14 protein-coding genes are annotated in these 21847 nt (G+C 40.8%); 9 read left to right on the top strand and 5 right to left on the bottom strand.

Annotation, left to right across the window (positions count from 1 at the left end; translation table 11 throughout):
- Nucleotides 1-133 precede the first annotated feature (133 nt).
- The gene (gene dnaK, locus IQ274_RS17020) at nucleotides 134-2263 is read right to left on the bottom strand and encodes a molecular chaperone DnaK (RefSeq protein WP_194142940.1); all 2130 of its coding nucleotides are present in this window, start codon (nucleotides 2261-2263) and stop codon (nucleotides 134-136) included.
- 316 nt (nucleotides 2264-2579) lie between these two features.
- Here dnaK and IQ274_RS17015 point away from each other — a divergent pair, with 316 nt between their 5' ends.
- From IQ274_RS17015 to rnhA, 6 genes are all read left to right on the top strand, one after another.
- A complete protein-coding gene (locus IQ274_RS17015; RefSeq protein ID WP_194142939.1) occupies nucleotides 2580-3428 on the top strand; it encodes a M28 family peptidase in 849 nt (282 codons plus the stop codon).
- A 240-nt stretch (nucleotides 3429-3668) separates the two neighbouring features.
- The gene (locus tag IQ274_RS17010) at nucleotides 3669-5201 is read left to right on the top strand and encodes a SagB/ThcOx family dehydrogenase (protein ID WP_114083822.1); all 1533 of its coding nucleotides are present in this window, start codon (nucleotides 3669-3671) and stop codon (nucleotides 5199-5201) included.
- 919 nt (nucleotides 5202-6120) lie between these two features.
- Nucleotides 6121-8076 carry a histidine kinase dimerization/phosphoacceptor domain -containing protein gene (locus IQ274_RS17005; protein WP_194142938.1) on the top strand — a complete coding sequence of 652 codons (1956 nt, stop codon included), beginning with the start codon at nucleotides 6121-6123 and terminating at the stop codon, nucleotides 8074-8076.
- 7 nt (nucleotides 8077-8083) lie between these two features.
- The gene (locus IQ274_RS17000; protein ID WP_194142937.1) at nucleotides 8084-9595 is read left to right on the top strand and encodes an ATP-binding protein; all 1512 of its coding nucleotides are present in this window, start codon (nucleotides 8084-8086) and stop codon (nucleotides 9593-9595) included.
- 225 nt (nucleotides 9596-9820) lie between these two features.
- A complete protein-coding gene (locus IQ274_RS16995; protein WP_194142969.1) occupies nucleotides 9821-11134 on the top strand; it encodes an amino acid permease in 1314 nt (437 codons plus the stop codon).
- A 260-nt stretch (nucleotides 11135-11394) separates the two neighbouring features.
- The gene (gene rnhA, locus IQ274_RS16990; protein ID WP_194142936.1) at nucleotides 11395-12303 is read left to right on the top strand and encodes a ribonuclease HI; all 909 of its coding nucleotides are present in this window, start codon (nucleotides 11395-11397) and stop codon (nucleotides 12301-12303) included.
- A gap of 130 nt (nucleotides 12304-12433) precedes the next feature.
- Here the strand turns inward: rnhA and cruG are convergent, their stop codons facing one another.
- Together cruG and cruF are read right to left on the bottom strand one after the other, a co-directional pair.
- Entirely contained in the window at nucleotides 12434-13660 is a 1227-nt protein-coding gene (cruG, locus tag IQ274_RS16985; protein WP_228058230.1) for a 2'-O-glycosyltransferase CruG, read from the bottom strand.
- Nucleotides 13661-13776: 116 nt separating this feature from the next.
- Nucleotides 13777-14685 (bottom strand): gamma-carotene 1'-hydroxylase CruF, encoded by a 909-nt coding sequence (gene cruF / locus IQ274_RS16980; RefSeq protein WP_163934978.1) that lies wholly within the window; start codon nucleotides 14683-14685, stop codon nucleotides 13777-13779.
- A 417-nt stretch (nucleotides 14686-15102) separates the two neighbouring features.
- Here cruF and IQ274_RS16975 point away from each other — a divergent pair, with 417 nt between their 5' ends.
- From IQ274_RS16975 to IQ274_RS16965, 3 genes are read left to right on the top strand one after another with little or no spacing between them, the layout of a single operon-like run.
- The gene (locus IQ274_RS16975) at nucleotides 15103-16188 is read left to right on the top strand and encodes an ABC transporter substrate-binding protein (protein ID WP_114084065.1); all 1086 of its coding nucleotides are present in this window, start codon (nucleotides 15103-15105) and stop codon (nucleotides 16186-16188) included.
- 27 nt (nucleotides 16189-16215) lie between these two features.
- Nucleotides 16216-17109: an ABC transporter permease gene (locus IQ274_RS16970; RefSeq protein ID WP_194142934.1), complete on the top strand. Its 894-nt coding sequence runs from the start codon at nucleotides 16216-16218 to the stop codon at nucleotides 17107-17109.
- Between the two features lie 54 nt (nucleotides 17110-17163).
- Nucleotides 17164-17871: a Uma2 family endonuclease gene (locus tag IQ274_RS16965; protein WP_194142933.1), complete on the top strand. Its 708-nt coding sequence runs from the start codon at nucleotides 17164-17166 to the stop codon at nucleotides 17869-17871.
- A gap of 17 nt (nucleotides 17872-17888) precedes the next feature.
- Here IQ274_RS16965 and IQ274_RS16960 read toward each other — a convergent pair whose 3' ends face one another.
- Nucleotides 17889-21497, bottom strand: a complete 3609-nt coding sequence (locus IQ274_RS16960) for a hybrid sensor histidine kinase/response regulator (protein WP_194142932.1) — start codon at nucleotides 21495-21497, stop codon at nucleotides 17889-17891.
- Nucleotides 21498-21523: 26 nt separating this feature from the next.
- Complete coding sequence (locus tag IQ274_RS36570; RefSeq protein ID WP_228058229.1) at nucleotides 21524-21736, bottom strand: four helix bundle protein; 213 nt, start codon at nucleotides 21734-21736, stop codon at nucleotides 21524-21526.
- Nucleotides 21737-21847 lie beyond the last annotated feature (111 nt).

Here is a 21847-nt window from a genome sequence, read left to right as displayed (position 1 = left end):
CAGAAGTACTAATTAGGTAGACATAATTAAATGTAAATGCCAACCACTTAAATCAGCTTTCTGAGCAGCTTCTGCCTCTTGCCGACGCTCGCGGACTCGCTAACGCTGCGCTATCCTGCCTCCTGCCTTCTACTTACAACCAATCATTGTCATCTTCATCATCCCAGTTATCTTGGTAGCTGGGACGAGATTTGCGTGGAGGACGGCTTTCATAAGAGGAAGAACGACTGTCTCGGCTATTGTCTCGGCCATAGTCTCGGCTATTGTCTCGGCCATAGTCTCGGCTATTGTCTCGGCCATAGTCTTTACCGTAATCTCTGCCATAGTCCTTACCGAATGAATCGCGTTCCCGATATGTATCTCTAGGAAATTCGCGTTCTTTATCCTTATCACCACCAGTAAAGATGTCACGGATAGTACCTAACAAATCGTCATCTTCATCTTCAGCATAAGTCTGGCGGACTTCCCGATTTAGCTCATAGAGAGCATCTTGCAAATCGGCGTAGGCTTGATCGATACCGCGATCGCTATTTTCCTTCAGACTCTCTTTTAAGTCTCGGCAAATATTATCAATTCTTTGGCGACGGCTGCGGGCAAACTGCATACCAAATTCAAGTGCAACTTCTCGAAGTTGCCGTTCTGCTTGGAAAATTAATGCCTCAGAACGAGTCCGCTTTTCTACCCTTTCTTTGCGTTCGCGATCGACATCGGCGTATTTCTGTGCATCTTGAATCATCCGATTCACTTCTGACTCGTTCAAGGTGGAAGCGCCTTGAACGGTGATACTCTGCTCTCGCCCAGTGGTTCTATCTAAGGCTGTTACCTGTAAAATACCGTTAGCATCGATATCAAATGACACCTGAACTTGGGGAATTCCTCGTGGCGCTGGGGGGATACCATACAGCTTGAAACGTCCTAAAGACTTATTGTTTCCTGCCATTTCTCGTTCGCCCTGAACTACGTGAATTTCCACAGTATTTTGGTTATTTTCGGACGTGGAAAAAATGTCAGAACGGCGGACTGGGATGGTGGTGTTGCGCGGAATGAGTTTTTTCATCACGCCGCCGATGGTTTCCAACCCCAAAGAAAGGGGGGTGACATCCAAAAGCAGCACATCTTTGAGTTCGCCTGCAAGAATTCCGGCTTGAATTGCTGCACCCACTCCCACTACTTCATCAGGATTGACATTTTCGTTAGGTTCTGTACCAATCAAGTCTCGCACTAGCTGTTTCACCATTGGCATCCGTGTAGAACCGCCAACTAACACCACTTCTTCAATATCTCTAGGTGAAAGTCCGGCATCTTTGAGGGCGCGTTTCACTGGTGTCCGCAATCGCCCTACCAAATCACCACACAAACCTTCAAACTGGGAACGAGTTAAACGAGTTTCTAGATGTTTCGGGCCATCTTCCGTGGCGGTGATGAAGGGTAAGTTAATATCAGTAACGCTGACAGCAGAAAGCTCAATTTTGGCTTTTTCCGCAGCTTCCATCAGACGTTGCAAAGCTTGGCGATCGCGTCTTAAGTCTATTTCTTCAGTTTCCAGAAATTGCTCTGCTAACCAATCTACGATTACTTTGTCAAAGTCATTACCACCAAGTTGCGTATCTCCACTGGTAGCTTTGACTTCAAATATCCCATCGCCCACTTCTAAAATCGACACGTCAAAAGTACCGCCACCCAAGTCAAAGACTAAGATAGTTTCCGTGTCACCCCGATCTAATCCATAAGCCAAAGATGCGGCAGTTGGTTCATTGAGAATCCGCAGCACCTCTAAACCAGCAATTCTGCCAGCATCGCGGGTTGCTTGCCGTTGAGAATCGTTAAAATAAGCGGGGACTGTAATCACTGCCCCTGTGACTGGTTCACCCAAATAGCGACTAGCATCATCTGCCAATTTCTTCAGCACCATTGCCGAAATTTCTTCTGGGGCGAAATCTTTATTAAGACGGGGACAAGCAATTTTAATATTACCTACTTCATCTTTGCGGATGGTGTAGGGTACACGCTTAGAATCTGGACTAAGTTCGGCATATTTGCGCCCAATGAAGCGTTTCACTGCAAAAAAGGTATTTTGGGGATTGAGGACGGTTTGGCGGCGTGCCATTTGCCCAACTACCCTTTCGCCTTCTTTGCTAAAGCCAACTACGGAGGGGGTTGTTCGCATTCCTTCTGCATTGGCAATCACCACCGGCTTGCCACCCTCCATAACGGCGACTACTGAGTTGGTTGTACCCAAGTCGATGCCGACTACCTTGCCCATGCGTTACTCTTCTCCTAAAGTGTCTTATATATTTATTATGATTGGGCGGAACTACCTCTAGCTTTGTGCTATGGGATGAAAACACCTCAATGGTATAATAGTCATCATTAAGGCAATGAGCTAAGAAGTTCAGCTAGAGGAGATAGTTGCAAGACTAGGATAGCATTGACGATGATTGCTGTGTCTAAGCAGCCTCAATTCTTGTTATCCGGTTACTTCTATGCACTGAATCTGTAAGTTGCTAAATGCACCTTAATAAGAAAATTCTGCTTCTTGGAGTGCCTGAAAACCTTAATATTACCGCTATTTTAAACATTTGAATTTAACAAAGCGATTACAAACTTCCCTGAGTGCGATCGCGCGAGAACGCGATCCTTACATGGCAACAGCTGGACATTTTTTTGTCCAAGAATACATCCGCCAGGAATTTTCCCAATGGGGGAGTGTGGAAATCCACACCTTTGAAGTCAGGGGTAAAGCTTGTAAGAACTTGATATTAAATTTACCCTCTCAAACTAGAGGGCAAAAAAAAGATTTGCCACCGATTTTAATTGGCGCTCATTATGATGGCGTTCCGGGAACACCTGCGGCTGATGATAATGCCACAGGTGTGGCAGTTTTGCTGGAATTGGCGAGAAAGTTTGCCGCTGAACCCATAAAATATCCATTAAGGCTGGTTGCTTTCGATATGGAAGAATACGGCTTACTAGGTAGCGCTGATTATGCAGCTCTGTTGCACCAACAAAAGCAACAGCTACGCTTAATGATCTCCCTAGAAATGCTGGGCTATAAGGATTCTACGCCTGGTTCTCAAAGTTATCCCCCTCCTCTGGAACGCTTCTATCCTGATACAGGTGATTTTATTGCTTTAATTGGCAATTTGCGGACATTGCCTGACTTAATTGCCATGAGCCGTAATATTCGCAAGGCTGGCGTAGCTAGTCAATGGCTACCAGTACCGAATCGAGGTTTAATAGTTCCCCAAACCAGACTTAGCGATCATGCACCTTTCTGGGATTTGGGTTATCCGGCAATGATGGTGACAGATACAGCATTTTTGCGAAATCCCCATTATCACAAACCTAGTGATGCGATCGCTACTTTAGATTTAGATTTTCTTAGTGGTGTATGTGAAGGGTTGGAAATTGCAATTCGGCGGTTATGAAAAATATTAGACATATCCAGAAATTAAATATGCGTTATCCAGAACCCTTGTAGAGACGTAGCACTGCTACGTCTCTACATTATTTTTGACCAGATGTACTATGCCCAATACCCCATTTCCAATGCAGTTGTTACCAATTACCACTTTGTGACTATGAGGATTGTACGAATTGACACGAAACAATGAGGCTAATGAATGCCAAGATCAAAAAAAGAATGCCCCAAGGATATTAAAAGTACTATGCCAGAATTACACCAATCAATTGCCCAGCATTACCACGAACGTACTAAATACAACCCTGAGACTCTTGCCTCCAAAAGTCAGCAGTTAGACTGGACTAAACAGCCAGTGCCTTTCAAAGAATACAAAATTGGCTCTAATATTGATCTCAAACCCTATATTCAAGAAAAATCAGAGGGATTTGCCAATAACCCAGATGCTCAATGGTGGCAAAGACTTTCACGGTTGCTGTTTCGCAGCTATGGATTGACAGCAAGAATGCCTTCTATGGGTAGTGCGGTATATTTACGCGCTGCTCCCAGTGCCGGCGGATTGTACCCTGCCGAGGTGTATGTGGTTTCCCGTGGCACGTCGTTATTGCCACCTGGTCTGTATAACTACCAGTGTCGGACTCATTCACTGATGCATTATTGGGAAAGTGATGTTTGGCAAACTCTCCAAGCAGCTTGTTTCTGGCATCCTTCTTTAGAAAACACCCAATTAGCAATTATTGTCACTGCGGTATTTTATCGTTCTGCCTGGCGCTATGAAGATCGGGCTTATCGCCGGATTTTTCTAGATACGGGACATCTATTGGGTAATATCGAATTGGCTGGCGCGATTACTGACTTTCGGCCTCATTTAATCGGCGGTTTTGTGGATGAATCGGTAAACGATCTGCTTTATATCGATCCGCAACAAGAAGGTGCGATCGCTGTCTTACCTCTGGCAGATTTGTTAGATGTCAATCAAAATTTGCCATTGGGATGTACTGCATTACCTTCCGCCACCGAAACCAATTATCCCCAAATCCCCGATGGTGAATTGCTGACATATTTCCATCGACACACCCAGATTCAATCAGGTATAACTGGCAATCTCAATCTACCAGTTATCAAACAAGAAAAATCTTTAGAGGATAAATATAACTTTCCTTTCTGTTTGAAAATCCCCACCACCACTACACCTATAGACTGGGGACAAAAGCTGTCAGAACTGGAAAATACAATGTATAAGCGACGTTCTACCCGCGCTTACAATGGTGATGATTTAACTTTCGATCAATTAAAAAGCCTACTTGATTTCACTTACCAACCGCAAAATTACATTGACCAAAGTTTAGATATTTCTCCAGACTACTTTGATTTGAATTTAATAGAAACATTTATTGCTGTTTGCGGAGTTAAAGGACTGGAGGCAGGTTGTTACTATTACGCGCCCAAAGCCCAAGAATTACGCCAAATTCGGTTTAAAAATTTCCGGCGAGAGTTACATTTTCTCTGTTTGGGACAAGAATTAGGGCGGGATGCAGCAGCAGTATTATTTCATACAGCCGATCTGAAAGCTGCGATCGCCCAATATGGCGATCGCGTTTACCGTTATTTACATCTGGATGCGGGTCATTTGGGACAGCGCCTGAATTTAGCGGCAATGCACCTAAATGTAGGCGTTAGCGGTATCGGTGGATTCTTTGATGACCAAGTAAATGAAGTTTTGGGTATTCCCTCTGATGAAGCTGCTCTATATATCACTACATTGGGACATCCAAGATAAAACGTAGATGTACACAAGCTTACCGCAGGCTACCGCAAATTACTGAAGCACATCTAAATTAGATATAACAAGGGTCTTAAGCCCAAGTCTTACCAAAACTGACTGATTTTGTGCAGTTTCACAAAGAATTGGGATAAATTCCGTTACTAAACTCATCTATCAATTATGTTGCAAAAAGTGTCCATAATTTGATAAAAATACTGATGGGGAATATGAGATTTTTTGAAACTCATACTAATTCTAGGTGAGACTACGCTTTATTTACATAGGGGTAATTAATAAATTGCCCCTATAGCCTGTAGTTTTTTATCACTTTTATAGGCGCATTTTCATATCATCTTTAAGCAACCCCAAGTGTCTATTAAGATGGAATAAATTATTCCAATAAAACATAAATATTTTAACAATGTTGTGGAGCAAAAACTTTGGTTAAGAAATTTTCAATAAGTAAGTACATTATCCAATTTTGTGGATTGTGTAATAAAAACGCCTGTAATCGATGGCGCTCATATTACATAATCCATAATAAATAGTTAGTTTTTTTTGTTTAGAACTTTTTAATCAAAATATTTTTTAATGTGAACATGGATTTAGCTAATTTAATATCCAATTACTAACATTAGGAAAAACACGATTTTAATTTGCAAGTTTTATAAACATTTAATTAATATTTAGAGGATGTGTTAAAACTCATCTTGTTTGTATCAAAAAAAGGGAACTACTGCGGTCTTCTCCCATAGGGAGATACTAAAAGCATTAGAGAGCCTGCGAGCGTCTGGGGTCTCCTCAAGTAGAACAAGTGGACTAGCTCAAGAGATATCTGGATTTTAGATTTTATTACTTAACTTCTGTTAATTTTATTTTGAGATTGAAGCAAACTAAATGTAGTATTTTACAAAACTTTTTCACACAACCAATAATGCTATTTCCTGAAAATCAAAGCCAACGGCTAGAAGTACTTCTTTTCTCTAAAAATCCTAACCCAATGTGGATATATAACCAGAATAATCTGCAATTTTTGGATGTCAATGAAGCTGCTGTTATCCACTACGGTTACTCACGAGAAGAATTTTTGCAAATGCAAATAACTGACATTTGTCCTCCAAAAAATCTACCTATATTCAGAGAATATTTAGTAAAAAATCACACTAACTTGCACTTTTCTGGGCAATGGCTACATCAGCGAAAAGACGGACAAATTCTTGATGTTGAAGTTGTCACGCATACAATAAACTATGCCAATTATAATTCTCGATTAGTTAATATCCGAGACATTACAGAATACAAGCGAATAGAAAGAAAACTTCAAGAACAAAATGAATTTTTGCGGAGGATTTTTGAGAGCATACCATTGATGATTGCACTTATTGATACCAATGGTAAACTTCAGTGGGTAAACCAAGAATGGGAAAGTGTTTTAGGCTGGAAATTTAAAGACTTCCAAACTGGTGATGTTTTAGAAGCATTATATCCTAATGCTGAATATCGACAGGATGTGATTAATTTTATGCAGTCTGCACAACACGATTGGGCTGACTTCAGAACTCAGCTTCGGGATGGTGATTTACTAGATACATCTTGGACAAACGTTAAACTTGCAAATGGTCAAATTATCACTATTGGTCAAGATATCACGGAGCGCAAGCGAACTGAACTGGCTCTAAAAGGTCAAGCTGAACGGGAGCAATTGATGCGAACTGTTGCTCAACGAATTCGTCAATCTTTGAATCTCCAAGATATTTTGAATGCAACAGTTCAAGAAGTGCGAGATTTACTTGGGGTTGATCGAGTAGTAGTTTATCAGTTTGACTCAGAAATGATCGGCACAATCATGGCGGAGTCAGTAGAACCTGGATGGAGAGTTTCTTTGGGGGTAGAGATTTATGATACGTGTTTTCAAACAGGCAAAGGAGCGGAGTATTACCAAGTAAACAAACGAGCGATCGCTAATATTTATGAAGCTGGACTAACTGACTGTCATATTCGCTTATTAGAACAATTTGAAGTCAAAGCAAATTTAGTTGTACCCATTTTACTAGAAGTAAGTTCTCAAAACCCTGGCTCTCACCTTTGGGGTTTACTAATTGCTCACCAATGCTCTGGTTTTCGTGAGTGGGAAAAAAATCAATTAGATTTGCTCGATCAAGTGACAGTCCAATTAGCGATCGCTATTCAACAATCCAGCATCTTTGAGCAAGCTCAGACTGAACTTGTTCAAAGACAAAAGGCTCAAGTCAAATTAAAAAATGCCTTAGCTGAAAAAGAAGTTCTGTTAAAGGAAGTTCATCATCGAGTTAAGAATAATTTGCAAATTGTCTCCAGTTTATTACAACTTCAGTCTCAAACACTCAAAGATCCTGAAGCCATCAAAGTTCTTCGAGAAAGTCAAAACCGAATTGAGTCAATATCTTTAATTCATAAAAATTTGTATACTTCTGCTAATATTGGGCAGATTGATGTTGCCGATTATATAAGTAATTTAGCAGCAAGCCTGCTAATTTCCTATCAAATATGGCCTGATAGAATTACTCTAGAAACTGATATAGATTCAGTGAATTTGAATGTCGATCAAGCTATTGCCTGCGGATTGGTTATTAACGAATTAATCTCCAATGCTCTCAAGCACGCTTTTCCGAATCAACAAGTAGGTACAATCAGTATTGCTCTACGCAATATCAATAATAGTATCGAGATGACTATCCAAGATAATGGAATTGGTTTACCAGCTAATTTAGATTGGACAAATACTGATTCTTTGGGTTTGTCATTAGTATATGACTTGGTTACAGAACAGCTAGAAGGCAACATCACCCTAGAACGTAATCATGGAACAGGATTCAAAATCAAATTTAAGCAGTTAACTTTGCATCAGTAAATATCAAATGGGTCAAGCTAGGATTTTAGTTGTTGAAGATGAAGTGATTGTGGCTAGGGCTATTGCTAGCCAACTCAGTCAACTAGGTTACGTTGTTACGGGAACAGCTTCATCAGGAAAAGTTGCCATTGCTAAGGCATTGGAAACTCAACCAGAGTTAGTATTAATGGATATTATTCTTAAAGGTGAAATGGACGGTATTGCTACTGCCAGCCATATTCGCGAGCAGTTAGACGTTCCTGTAATATTTTTAACTGCTTATGGTGATAATAATACTTTAGAAAGAGCCAAAATTACCCAACCTTTTGGATACATTGTTAAACCATTTACTACAAAAGATTTAAAGATAGCAATTGAAATCGGTCTTTTAAAACACCAGTTAGAGCGTGAACTACGGCAAAATCGAGATCAGTTGGCAACCCTTTTAAACTCAATAAGCGATGCTGTAATTGCTACAAATGAGCAGGGAAATGTGACATTTATGAATCCCGCAGCTGAGGTACTGACTGGCTGGCAGCAAAAAGATGCTTTAGGAAATGAGGCAGCGAATATTTTTCATATTGTCGATGAAACTACAGATACTATATTAGAAAACCCAGTGACAAAAGTACTGCGCGAACAGCAGGTTGTTTATTTAGAGGAATTCACATCTCTGATTAGAAGAGACGGAAAAAGAGTTCCAATTGGTGATAGTGCTTCGCCACTGAAGGGAGGGCCAGATCAAATAAATGGTGTAGTAGTTGTTTTCTGGGATCTTAGCGATCGCCGCCAAACAAAAGTGCTAGAGAAAGCATTAGAAAAGGAGCAAGAACTTAACCGTCTCAAGTCCTTATTTATCTCTACCGTATCTCATGAGTTCCGTAATCCTCTGACTGTTATTCAAACGGCAGTAGAGCTTATAGAGATGAAAGGAGCAAATTTGACAGATGTAAAAAGAGGAATTTATTTAAAGCGAATTCAAGGTGCTGTGCAGTCTATGGAAAAACTCATGGAAGAAGTGCTATTTGTGGGTCGAGCGGAGGCAAAAAAACTGGTATATAACCCTGCTCCACTTAACTTAGAGCAATTCTGTCTAGAGTTAATCAAAGATTTTTCTCTTGTTGAAAGTAGCGTGTGTGAAATTGTTTTTACCTGTCATAGCGATCGCACTGACGCTGTGATGGATGAAGGACTATTAAATTATATGTTCGGAAATCTCCTCTCAAATGCGATTAAATATTCTCCAAGGGGTGGCAAGATTGAGTTTAATTTAATATGCGATCCAATTGAGAAGATAGCAATTTTTTATATTCAAGATCAAGGTATGGGCATTCCAGAAGCAGATCAAGCTAGACTTTTTGAATCATTTTACCGAGGCTCAAATGTCCAATCAATTAAGGGTACTGGGTTAGGGTTAGTAATCGTTAAAAGGTGCGTTGATGCTCACAGGGGTGAAATTAGTGTTACAAGTCAAATTGGAGTTGGTACTACATTTACAGTAATTTTGCCTTTAAATTCTGATAGCTCAAGAGAAAGCTAGAGGTCGTTTCCTTTTGAGAATCAAATTGATTATGAAATAGCCTTTTCCCCTGCTTTTTTCAGTACTACAAATTACACTTCTGTACAAAAAGTTGTGTTAACGATGAAATGGCGATCGCTTCTTTTTCGCTAAAATTTCTCTGAAAAAATAGCAAGATCAGTGTTTTTGCGAAGAATATTTCCAGATGCTAGTATTGTTAATCGGGTTTATGTACGGGTATTTAGTATGCTTCCCATAGAGACTGTTCTCAAAGATTCAGAGCAAGTCACTCGGTTGTTTTCTCATCTTGAATTTGATGGAAAAAAGCTTAATCATCAACCGGGTAGTGTATTGGGGAGTACTGCATTGATTGCGGGAACCACTGTTGGGGCTGGAATTCTCGCCCTACCAGCCGTTACTCTGCCGTCTGGTATTGTACCATCCACATCTGGACTGATTGCTGTTTGGCTCTACGCTTTAGTTTCAGGGTTATTGGTTGCAGAAGTTACCTTAAACACGATGCGAACAGAAGGGCGTGTAAGCATAGGTTTTTTGGGAGTTGTTGAGAAAATCCTTGGTAAGCTGGGAGCGCAAATGGCTGGCGGTGCATATTTATTTATGCATTATGCTCTCTTGGTGGCATACATCACCCAAGGTGGAGAGATTTTAGGATATGCGGCGGCAAAAATCTGGAGTGTGCAGATATTACCGACGTGGATGGGCACAACGACTTTCACACTGTTATTTGGTGGCATCATGTATCTTGGGCGAGAAAAGTTTATTGAGAAATTAAACAGTGCCTTTGTCGGAATTGTTATCGTGTCTTTTTTGGTATTATTGTTTTTCGCAGGAAGGCACATTCAGAGTGCCCAACTCTTATTTCAGAACTGGAGTGCCCTGGGTAGTGCTATTTCAGTGATGTCTGTGGCGCTATTTTTCCAAAACGTTGTGCCATTAGTTGTGACGCAACTCGAAGGAGATGCCGGCAAAATTCGTCAGTCTATCTTAATTGGTTCTGTGATTCCTCTAATTATGTTCTTGGCGTGGAATGCCGTAATTTTAGGAAGCGTCAGTCCTGATATGCGATATGGCACATCTGATGGTAGAACTGTTTTTGATCCACTGCAAATTCTCCGAGCAGGCGGTGCGGGAGAATGGTTAGGAGTTCTAGTATCTATTTTTTCAGAGTTTGCGATCGTCACATCATTCATTGGATTTGTATATGGATTGCTTGATTTGTTCGAAGATATTTTTCTTGGACAGAGCAAGCTTTCTAACCGTTTTCCTCTCTATTCACTGGTTCTTTTCCCGCCGATGACTCTCGGTACGCTCAATCCCAGCATCTTTTTTACTGCTCTAGATTACACTGGAACGTTCAGTATCTCAGTTTTGGGTGGAATAATTCCGGCGTTAATGAGTTGGAAGCAACGTCAAGAACAAGAAAACTCAGATAGTACAAATCAACTACTAGTTCCTGGTGGAAAGGTGACACTCATTGTGATGATTGGAGTGGCATTAACCATGATGGGAAGACAAATTTTAGTAATTTACACAGAGTAAAACCATAGTAAAATCCAAGGTACTACTGACTATCTACCACGTAAAAAGCGATCGCAACTTAGAAAACTTTATCAGTAGCACAGCGATCGCACTAGCAACCAACCAAATCGCATCTTCTGTTTTAACGTATCGCGTTTTGTGAAGCATTGTTACTGGAATGCTAACCAGTATAATAACCTGGATATTCTTTACAAAAATTCGCCGCTAATCACTCTTGGCTTTGCATCCTTTGCGTCCTTTGCGGTTCGATATCCTAAACCATGTCCACTCAACCCACAATCCAAAGTATATATACCGATGGTGCTTGCACCGGCAACCCTGGCCCTGGTGGTTGGGGAGTTGTCGTCTACTTTAGCGATGGCTCAATCCACGAAATGGGCGATGCATCGCCTCATACCACCAATAATAAAATGGAAATGCAAGCTGCGATCGCAGCCCTCCAATTTCTGCAAACATCTCAACAAGCCCAACCAATCACCCTTCATACCGATAGCGAATACCTGATTAACTGCGTAACCAAGTGGGTGAAAGGCTGGAAAAAGAAAGGCTGGAAAAAGTCAGATGGTAAACCCGTCCAAAACCAAGAGCTTTTGGAAATTCTTGATGAACTCAATACCCAACAGGTAAAATGGCAACACGTCAGGGGACATTCTGGTAACATAGGTAACGAACGTTGTGATGCGATCGCTCGCACTTATGCTAGTGGCAAAATCCCTTCGCTACAACAATTCACTTCTACAAATTTTTATAAATCTTTACCTTCCACAAATGAACTAAATGTAGCAAAAGTAGCTGATTATGAAAAAAAGTCTCGAATAATTAACCAAAGTCCCCAAGAAATCAGTACTTCTGCACTAGAAATAACCGTTATGGAACCATCAACTGGGCCTACTGCGGCCAATATCGATGAAAAACCGGCAGAAATCAGGGTTTCGCAACTCCGCAGCTTGGTCGAAACTCTGCGTATCGCTGACGAAATTTCAGAAAAAGGCTATTTAATCACCAGTTCTGAGTTAGCAGACTTGATGGATGTCCACGCCAGCGCTGTTACCAGTCGGGGAGATCAATGGCGCTGGCGAAACTGGATAGTGTCACGGGTACGCCGTGAAGGAAATCAAATTCTTTGGGAACTGGAACGCGGGGATCAAGTAGGAGGTGAAGAGGAGTAGGAAATGGGCAGGGGGAAGGGAGCAGGGGAGGCAGGGGGAGCAGGGGAGGCAGGGGGAGCAGAGGAGAATATTTAATAATCAATGCCAATTCCCCATTCCCAATGCCCCATTCCCAATTCCCCATTCCCCACTATATATACTTGCGTCCTCGCCACTCGCGTGGCTTGTGGAACGCAGATAAGAAGATTCGCAGCACCGCGAGGGGATCGGCTAAAGGGGAAAGCCAGAATAACCAGCCGCCTTTAGCACTTTTGCGATCGTAGGAAGGTGCGATCGCAATTAGCATCGCAAAGCGAATCACCACCAAGAATAAATTCAATCCCAGTAGAAGAAGTAGGGGAGTGGGTAGAGACGCGATTAATCGCGTCTGTAGCGAGTACGAGAGTGATGGAGAAATCAATAAAAAACTGAGGACAATTAAAAGGGGTAGACCTTGAACAGATGTGAGTAGCCATAAATCTCCCCACAACTGCGAACGAGAAGTTGCATCTTTAAGGTCTAGACTCCGCCCCCATTCCTTCCACGTCTCCATCGCCCCCTCATACATTCGTACTTTCAGCACCTTTGCGCCATCTAAAAAGCCCACTTTATATCCAAGAGTTGCAATATTTCGTGCCAAGGTGACATCATCACAAAAAGAACTACTCGCGCTGCTGTAACCACCCACAGCAGCTAAAACGGAGCGACGACACAAAAAACACTGCCCATTTGCCATCACCCGTTCAGGCTGCTCTGCATTAATGCCAGCAGGGTCAAATCGGTAAAGCAGAGTCATCAATAAAGCTGGTTGTAGCCAGCATTCCCCTGGATATTTGAGGATAAACTGGGGCGAAAGGGAAACTAAGTCATAGCCTTGTGCTTCGGCCGTCTTCACTAAACCCGCAACCAAACCAGGATGTGGTTGAATATCAGCGTCCAGCCCCAAAAACCACTGACTACCCTCAGAGCTATATAGAAAACCGTTATGCAACGCCCAAGGCCGCCCCACCCAACCAGAGGGTAAAGGATCATCTGTCATCACGCGAAAGCGCGGATCTTTTTGCTGTGTGGCTTTTACTAAGTCGGGTGTACCATCACTGGAGTTGCTATCTACAACAAGAATTTCCCGAACTTCGTAGCTTTGCTGACTTAAACCAGCTAACAGAGGGCTAATGCGAAGCGCTTCGTTCAGTGTGGGAACTACGACACTAACCTTACCTAAAAGCTCTGGCGTTGGCTGTTGCGGTTTTATTGGTGGCAGTCTTCTTGGCCCCTTTAGCAAACGCGAAAACAGAATCGCCGTTGCTGGTACTTGAATAAGTAGCAATAAAAAGGATATGGCACTTTCTACTATTAAAGCGTTGTCTACTGTTGTCAAAATACTTATCAATTAAAAGTGCGACTATACAAAATAAATGGGAATTGGGAATTGGGAATTGCTAATCCCTGTTACTCTATTCCCCATTCTCCATTCCCCACTCCACAATTTCTAGGCTATTTTAAGGCAACTTCAACCTTTGCTACTGATACTTCTTTGCTTACTGGTTCAACAGCAACTTGAGCGGGTGTGGTTGAACTCCTTAACCACAGAGCCACGGCGGGAGCCACACCAAGCAATAAACCGAGCAATACAGGGATGGAGAACCCAGCAGCCAAACTTAGTCCGGCGGCGAAGGCAAAGTTAGTCAAATAAACGACTAAGGGTAGATTGAGTTGCGATCGCTCTAATTTAATCGATGTGTTTCTCCACAACAAGCCTGCCACACTCATAAACAGGGCGCTAGTACCAAACCAACCTGCATAGTTCTGGTAAGGTGTGCCAAAGAAAGCTCCTGGTTGTTCCCAATACCAAAAAGGCAGAGAAGTTTGACTCATAGCTGGCTCAAGGGCAAAATCCCAGCAAGTGAAGAGTAAAGCACCAACAGCTATAGCCGCAATATGGCGACCCCAACTGGGCTTTTGAGCCACTTTCAAACCAGTTCTCGCGATTAAATAAGACGACAGTCCAACATAGAACCAAGACAAAGGAATTGTGAAAGGAACTAGCCCTGCAATCTTATAACCCAAGCCACTCAAGTAGCTATAATCTCCAAATGGAAAACCTGTGCTGGTTCCCAGTAGTTCACTTCCCAAAGAGATAAGCATAGCCGGCAGCATAAATGCTAGCCAAGTTCCCAATCCCAGCGTCCGGTAGGCATAAATAGAGACAGCTATTGTCCCCAAAATGATATCAACTACACCGCCACCAGCCATACTTAACTGTACGGCAGTTTCTCCAACCTGCGATAAGTTGAAAATTATGTCGGCATTAGGTATGACCAGTAGCATCCCTACCAGTCCGAAGGCTTTTGACACGATATGACCAATCAGGCATACGCGCTCAACGATAACAAGTTGTCTCATGATAATTCCTTAACAAGATGTGACACGCGGCTACTCGGCTGCTAACAGTTTACAAATGTTTAACAACATATTTAAATACTTTGTGCCGCAATTCTCTACAAACTTGTTTGGCTTTCTTGGGAAGAGCATAACAGCCGATTGATTGAAGCTATAAGAAATATGATGATAAACCTACTAGTTTAAGCTATATATTCAAAATCTACATAATTCCATCTGCAAAAAATTCTGGTTTCTTGTCCTACTGATACCCGTATGATAAAAAATTCCTTCCATGCAGGGATCTCATTGAGTGAAGAAAACTATTATAAATTAACTAAGCTCTAAAGTGAAGAATGATACATTGATGCCAGAAAATTAGGCCAGGGAATACAAAGTATACCGTAATCTAGAAGTTGTCGATGAATAACTTCTAACTTAATGGCTAACAGACGGCGATTTTTAAAAGGGGTGGCAGCACTTTCTAGCTTATCTTTAGCTGGTTGTGGCTGGAGACTGGCTGAAGTCCGTGCTAATTCTAATACGAATGGTCAACGTGACCAACTTTATGTCTTTACCTGGACACAATATACTGACAACCAATTACTGAGAACTTTTAGCACTCAAACTGGTATGAAAGTGCTGGCGGATGTGTATGATTCCAATGATGTCATGCTGGCCAAGTTGCAAGCTGGAGGCGGTGGCATTTACAGCATCATCAACCCATCTGATTACATGGTGCAGAAGATGGTAAACAAAGGTTTGTTAACAGAGATAAATCACGATCGCTTAATCGGTTTAGAGAATTTATTTCCCCGATTTCAGAATCCTAGCTATGACCCCAATAACCGATATAGCATCCCTTTTAACTGGGGGACAACAGGTTTGCTTTACAATTCCGAAAAAATCAAAGATGCACCACAAGACTGGGATTACCTTTGGCAGAACCAAGAAGAACTTAATCAACGGATGACCTTGCTTAATGATGTTCGAGAAGTTATGGGTGCGACCTTACGGATGCTAGGTTATTCTTACAACTCCAAAAACGAACAAGAAATCAAACAAGCTTATGAAAAGTTGAAGGTGCTAAAACCTGCGATCGCACGTTTTGACACCGACGCTTGGCAAAATCAAATTCTGGCAGGAGATTTGCTATTAGCAATGTGCTATTCAGCAGATGCAGTAAAAATTGCTCAAGAAAACCCTAAACTCAAATATGTGATTCCTCGCAGTGGTTCTTCATTATGGACAGACACTATTGTTATTCCGAAAACAGCCCCTAATTTAGCTGGAGCTTATGCTTGGATCAACATGATTTTGCAACCAGAATTAGCAGCCCAAATCAGTCAACGCTTGAGTATTTCTACGCCTAATAGGGCTGGATTTGAGCAATTGCCAAAAACAATCCAAGACAATGCTAATTTATTTCCCGCAGAATCACTTTTAGCAAACTGTGAACGTGTTACTCCTGTAGGAGACTTTGAAGAGGTTTACGATCGCTATTGGACTCAATTAACTAGCAGTTAAAATAGTTAGGAGTTAGATTTATAAGTAATGAATATTGAAAAAAATGGGATTTCCCAAATAGAAAAATTGCCTCGCCTGCGAGGAAATTGGCTGCAACCTTTGATATTACTTGCACCATCGGGAATTTGGTTATTACTTTTGTTGGTGCTGCCAACTTTGATAATTTTCGAGTTAAGTTTAGTTGCAGACATTCGTCCGGGAGATTTGGTTAATCCCAACGGAATCCAAAACTACATCCGAATATTCGACCCCCTTTACTTACAGGTAATTGTGCGATCGCTATTTTTTGCGTTGGGCACTACAATAATTTGTTTAATTTTAGGCTTCCCTGTCGCCTATTGGATTGCTCAAATAGCGCCGCTACGTTGGCGGAATTTGCTGCTATTAGGTTTTGTTTTGCCTTTGTGGACTTCCTCGTTACTTCGCTCTTATGCTTGGATTACAATTCTTCGTCCTACTGGTTTGTTGAACAGTTTTCTCAGCACTTTAGGCTTGCCTACTTTGCAATTACTTAATCAGAGTCAAGCTGTATTTATTGGCATGAGTTACAGCTTGTTACCCTATATGGTTTTGATTTTATATGCTTCTCTCGAAAAGCTAGACAAGCGGTTGCTAGAAGCGGCGGCTGATTTAGGTGCAAATCCGATGGAAACTTTTTTCCAGGTAACTGTACCGCAAATTCTGCCTGGAATTACGGCTGCTTCTATGCTTGTATTCATCACAGGCTTGGGGGATTTTGTCGATCCAGAATTACTTGGTGGTGCTTCTAGTATGACGGCAGCACGGTTAGTTTATAACCAGTTCCTAGGAGCCACGCAAAATTGGGGATTTGGTTCTGCTTTAAGTATGACGTTAATTTTGCTTGTTAGTATTGCGATCGCACTTTTGATTAAGTTTGGCGAACCTGAAGCCAAACGCTAAACTTTGGGTCGCTCATTTATAATAAGGGCATCAAACGCCAGCGAGACAACGGTTATGCTCTCACCTGATCTCAAAAATGCGTTACCAACTACTGATGAACTTCCTTGTTCAGACGATACACCAGTGGATAACGAAGACCAAAACTTTTTGCCCAACATTTTACTATTCTTACTCAACTCTATTTGGGCAAATCGCCTAGATTGGTACTTCGGTGTAGATATGGGAGTGTATCACACTACGGGGATAAACCCTAGAGTACCTGTAGTGCCGGATGCTTTTTTAAGTGTGGGAGTAGAACGGAAAAAGGGTGGTAAATCACGCAAAAGTTACGCAGTTTGGGAAGAAAATGGGATCGTTCCGATATTCACATTAGAAATGGTATCCCATACCCCAGGAGGTGAATATGACGAGAAGCTAGATATATATAAAAAACTTGGTGTATTGTACTACGTAATTTATAACCCTGAGTTTTGGCGACGTGACCAACATCAACCTTTTGAAGTGTATAAATTGATAGATGGAAGCTACCAGCTACAAATAGGTGAGCCTTATTTTATGCCAGAAGTGGGGTTAGGTATTGGGCGACACCAGGCTGTAATTGCCGGCATACAACAGCAGTTTTTATGTTGGTATGATGAGCAACGAAACCGCTATTTGACAGATGCAGAACAGGCACAACAGGAGCGACAAAGGGCTGAACAATTAGCGCAGTATTTACGTTCTTTAGGTGTAGATCCAAATAATTTACCTGGTAATCCATAATTACGAATTACGAATTTTTAATGATTTACCACCATGAGCAAATCATTTAAATCATCTGCATTACTGTTAATTAACCTCTTAATTGTAGAAATAAATTCATTTTCTAAATAAGGCTTAGTTAAGTAAGCTTTTGCACCCAATTCTTGAGCAAGTCGACGATGCTTTTCAGAGCTGCGAGAAGTGAGAATCACCACAGGAATTTTTGCTAATTTGGGGTATTGACGGAAATTGCCCAACAACTCAAAACCATTCATTCGTGGCATCTCTAAATCGGAGACGACAACTTGAATTTCTGGCTGTAACTGCAACTTTTCTAGAGCTTCTACACCATTTTGAGCTTGTATTACTTGATAGCCCGATTTTTGTAGAGTCAGAGAGATAGTTTGGCGCAAACTAATTGCGTCATCTACTACTAAAACAACTTTTGGTAATTTATGATCTGGCTTTTGAGAATAACTGGGTTGAGTTTCTATCGTTTTTATGGAAGTAGATGCAAAAGTGTCTCCCGATATCGCTAAGGCTTTTTTATTTGAGGGAGAAGCTACTGGTAACGCCATGATATCAAGTGTTGTTTGTTGGATCTCGCTAGACTTGACCAGCAATGAAGCATCAATCACTAAGATGAGATTACCATTGGGTAAACTACTACAACCATAAACGTATTTTGGCGGTGCGATCGCATTTCCTAAAGGTCTGATTACCAGTTCTTGTTCACCAATTATTTGGTCAACTTCCAAAGCAAACATTCCCTGATTTCGTCGGAGCAAAAGCACTGGATTTTTCGCTATGCTTTGGTCGTCAGTATTTGATGTGTTGTATGGAGCAGCAGTATTCAAGAATGAATCATCATAATGAATCAATTTTGAAAGTTGACGAAGGCTGACCATAGTCTCATCATTGTCTGTGTTCCAATGCAAGACTTTTTGACCTTCAATTTCTTTAATCTGCTGTTCGGAGGGAATCAATATTTTTTTGATACTGTCCAAAAGAAGGGCATAAATAACACCTTTGGCTTGAACTAGCATTAGTTTTTCTGTAGTCATAGAAAAAGGAATTTTGAGTATGAATATTGTTCCTTGGTTGGGTAAGGATTGAACTGAAATTGAGCCATTAAGTGCGTTCATCTGAGTCCGCACAATATCTAACCCCATACCGCGCCCAGAGATTTCAGTCACTTTACCGGCAGTAGAAAATCCAGGTGAAAATATCATGTCTAAAAGTTCAGGTTCTGCCAGATTAGAAGCATAGCTTCTAATTTTTTCTTCAGTTTGTATGGGATATAATTCAGCAGCTTTTGTGCGAATTCTGTCTAAATTCAATCCCTGACCATCATCCCGAACTTCGATAATAGTGTGGCTACCCTGGTGATAAGCGCGGATTTCGATTAATCCTTTTTCTGGTTTCCCAAGCTCTCGGCGAAGTTGTGAAGCTTCAATCCCGTGGTCAAAAGCATTACGTACTAAATGTAATAACGGATCGTAGAGTTTTTCTGCGATCGCTTTATCTACTAGTACTTCAGTACCAGTAAGCTTCAATTCTACAAGTTTGGCATAAACATTCCCCAACTTATTTACCATCTGGGGGAAACGATTTAGGATATTGCCCAAAGGCAACATTCGTGCTTCTACTAAGCTCTCTATAATATTAAGAGTTAAATTCTCTTGTTTGTCACTAATTTGAGCAGCTTGTGTCACGAGCAACTCAAGTGATTCTGTGGTTTCTTGTAGTTGCAGTATTTCTTCTATTGCTTCATGCAATGTTGTATGAAATTCTGTATATACATCCATTTCTAAAGAGTCAAATTTCACCGCAAAATTTTGCGTTTGTTGTGAGGCACTATTTGGTATTTGTAATGGGAGATCGCGTAATTCATTTAAAGTTTTTTGGTGTCTAGTAATTTGCCGTATTAATTGATCAATTATTTCTTTAACTTGTTCATCTTGCAAAGTACGTCTTTTTTGGTAAATCAGTAATTCTCCAGCTAAATAATTGAGGTGTTGCAGCCTTTCTGTATCTACTCGAATAAATGAAGGTTGACGAAAGTTTTTAGTTTGAACATACTGTGATTTATCTTCTATTTCTTTGTTGAGCTGTGTAGCTAAATCAGGCATAACTTCAATGGCTGTTTCAGTAACTCCTATAGCTACCTGCTCATTTAGACTTAATGAATCAACTTTTCCTGAATAATCATCATTTGGAGTTGTCACCACTGGCTCTGTCAGGTTTTGGCTAACTTCTCCTCCCCATATTGTCTCTAGTAAATTATCAGTAGTTTGAGAAGATACAGATTTAGATATTTCTTTAAAAACTAATAGTGTTTGCAGTTTCGGAATATCAAGCCAATTTTTTTCTTCGGTAGTAACAGGAGGATAGTTTTTATATTCTTCTGCTAATCTGTGAATTCGGTTTTGTAATATTTTAATGACTGAGATATAGCTGTCAGATTTATTAACAGAATTCTGAAACTTTGTGACAGCAAATAAGATGATTAAAATTATCCCATGTCTATAAATACAAAGACTTTGGCTATCTTGTTCATCTTGAACAAAATCAAGAAACTTTCTCAGCCAACTTTCGATATAATCAAGTAGATTTTCTTTTCCTAACTTGGGAACAAGTAAATCTAAATTAAGCTCTGGTTCTGGTATTTCTATCTCGTGATTAAACCAACCAAAAATATAGCGAATTACTTTTAGATAAAACTTGGCAGTTGTTGGATTGACAGATTCATTTTTATTGTTGTCGGATGTAGTGAGAAAGTGGTAAAATTGCTCTTCATTGATAACAAAGATGTCAGCAAATGAATTATTTTGTAATTTTTTAGCTAACTCATTATTTGCCACTAGTGTGAGTTTTCGCAAAGCTAGAGAAGTTTCTCCACCAGATGTGCGATCGCCTTCTAATACCAACTTTTGTGCTTGTTGTAAATCTGCAAGGGCAATTTCAGCGATTTGCTGTACCTGAGTGGGATTTGCTTGCAGTGCTGATAAAATTGTTTGAGAAATTTCTCCCAATCCAGGCAAATTTAGAGATTCTGCTAAACCGAAAAATACCTCAGCTTGTGACTGTAATAATTCAATAAATTCGTTATTATTTGGTGCATTGTTAACAGCTTCAGCAATACTGTTTAGACGTTGCTCTACTCCCACCTCAAAAACTGACTGGACAATATCAAATCCCAATTCCTCAGAAGTGGGAATATGAGCCTCATCACCAAACGCATCACCTAGCTTTTCTTGTAACTGTGAAAACACGGAAGTTGCTCGATTTAGTAGTTCTCCGTCATTCACAGTGCTGCCTATTAGCTCAGTATTTAATGCTATGCTAAGACACTCATAAGCTTGTAATAAAAGTGTTTGTAGTTCAGCATCAATTACTACATTTGGGTTATATAAAGCCTTAAATACATCTTCCAAAAAATGGGCTATCATCTTAATAACTTCTAGCCCAACATTAGCAGCACCACCTTTAAGTGTATGAGTAGCCCGCATTAAATTATGGACTTTAGCAGTGCTATAACCTTCCGATAAGCTAAATAGTTCTTGTTCAATAATCTGTACTAATTCTGGAGCTTCAGCTAGAAAGTAGATGTATCCTTGTTCGCGAATTTCGTTATCTGTAATCATATTTTTGATTTTAAATTTTAGATTTGTTACGTAAAATTTTGATTGATGCAATTTGATGTCATAATTTCAGTGTTTCCTGACATCAAATTGCTCACTTTTTCTAGCGGTAATAAACCAACCTCAACAATAAGTTCCATCCAATAAAGACTTTCATCGGTTTCTTCCTCTACCAAGCTGAGTTTAGCAATGACATCCGCGGTTGACTTCCCACGACAAGCTGACCGATCGTTAGCTCCCATAGATGTTGCTGAACGGATTATCTGCTCTGCCGTTCAGCTCTTTCGAAGGGCTTCTACTAAGCGGATTACTCGCAATGCTAGCTGCTTTATTCCCCGCTTAAAATCTTCCTC

Source organism: Nostoc sp. LEGE 12447, assembly GCF_015206985.1.
In the GTDB taxonomy this organism is placed as follows: domain Bacteria; phylum Cyanobacteriota; class Cyanobacteriia; order Cyanobacteriales; family Nostocaceae; genus Nostoc.
This window is presented reverse-complemented; position numbering and strand designations above follow the sequence as displayed.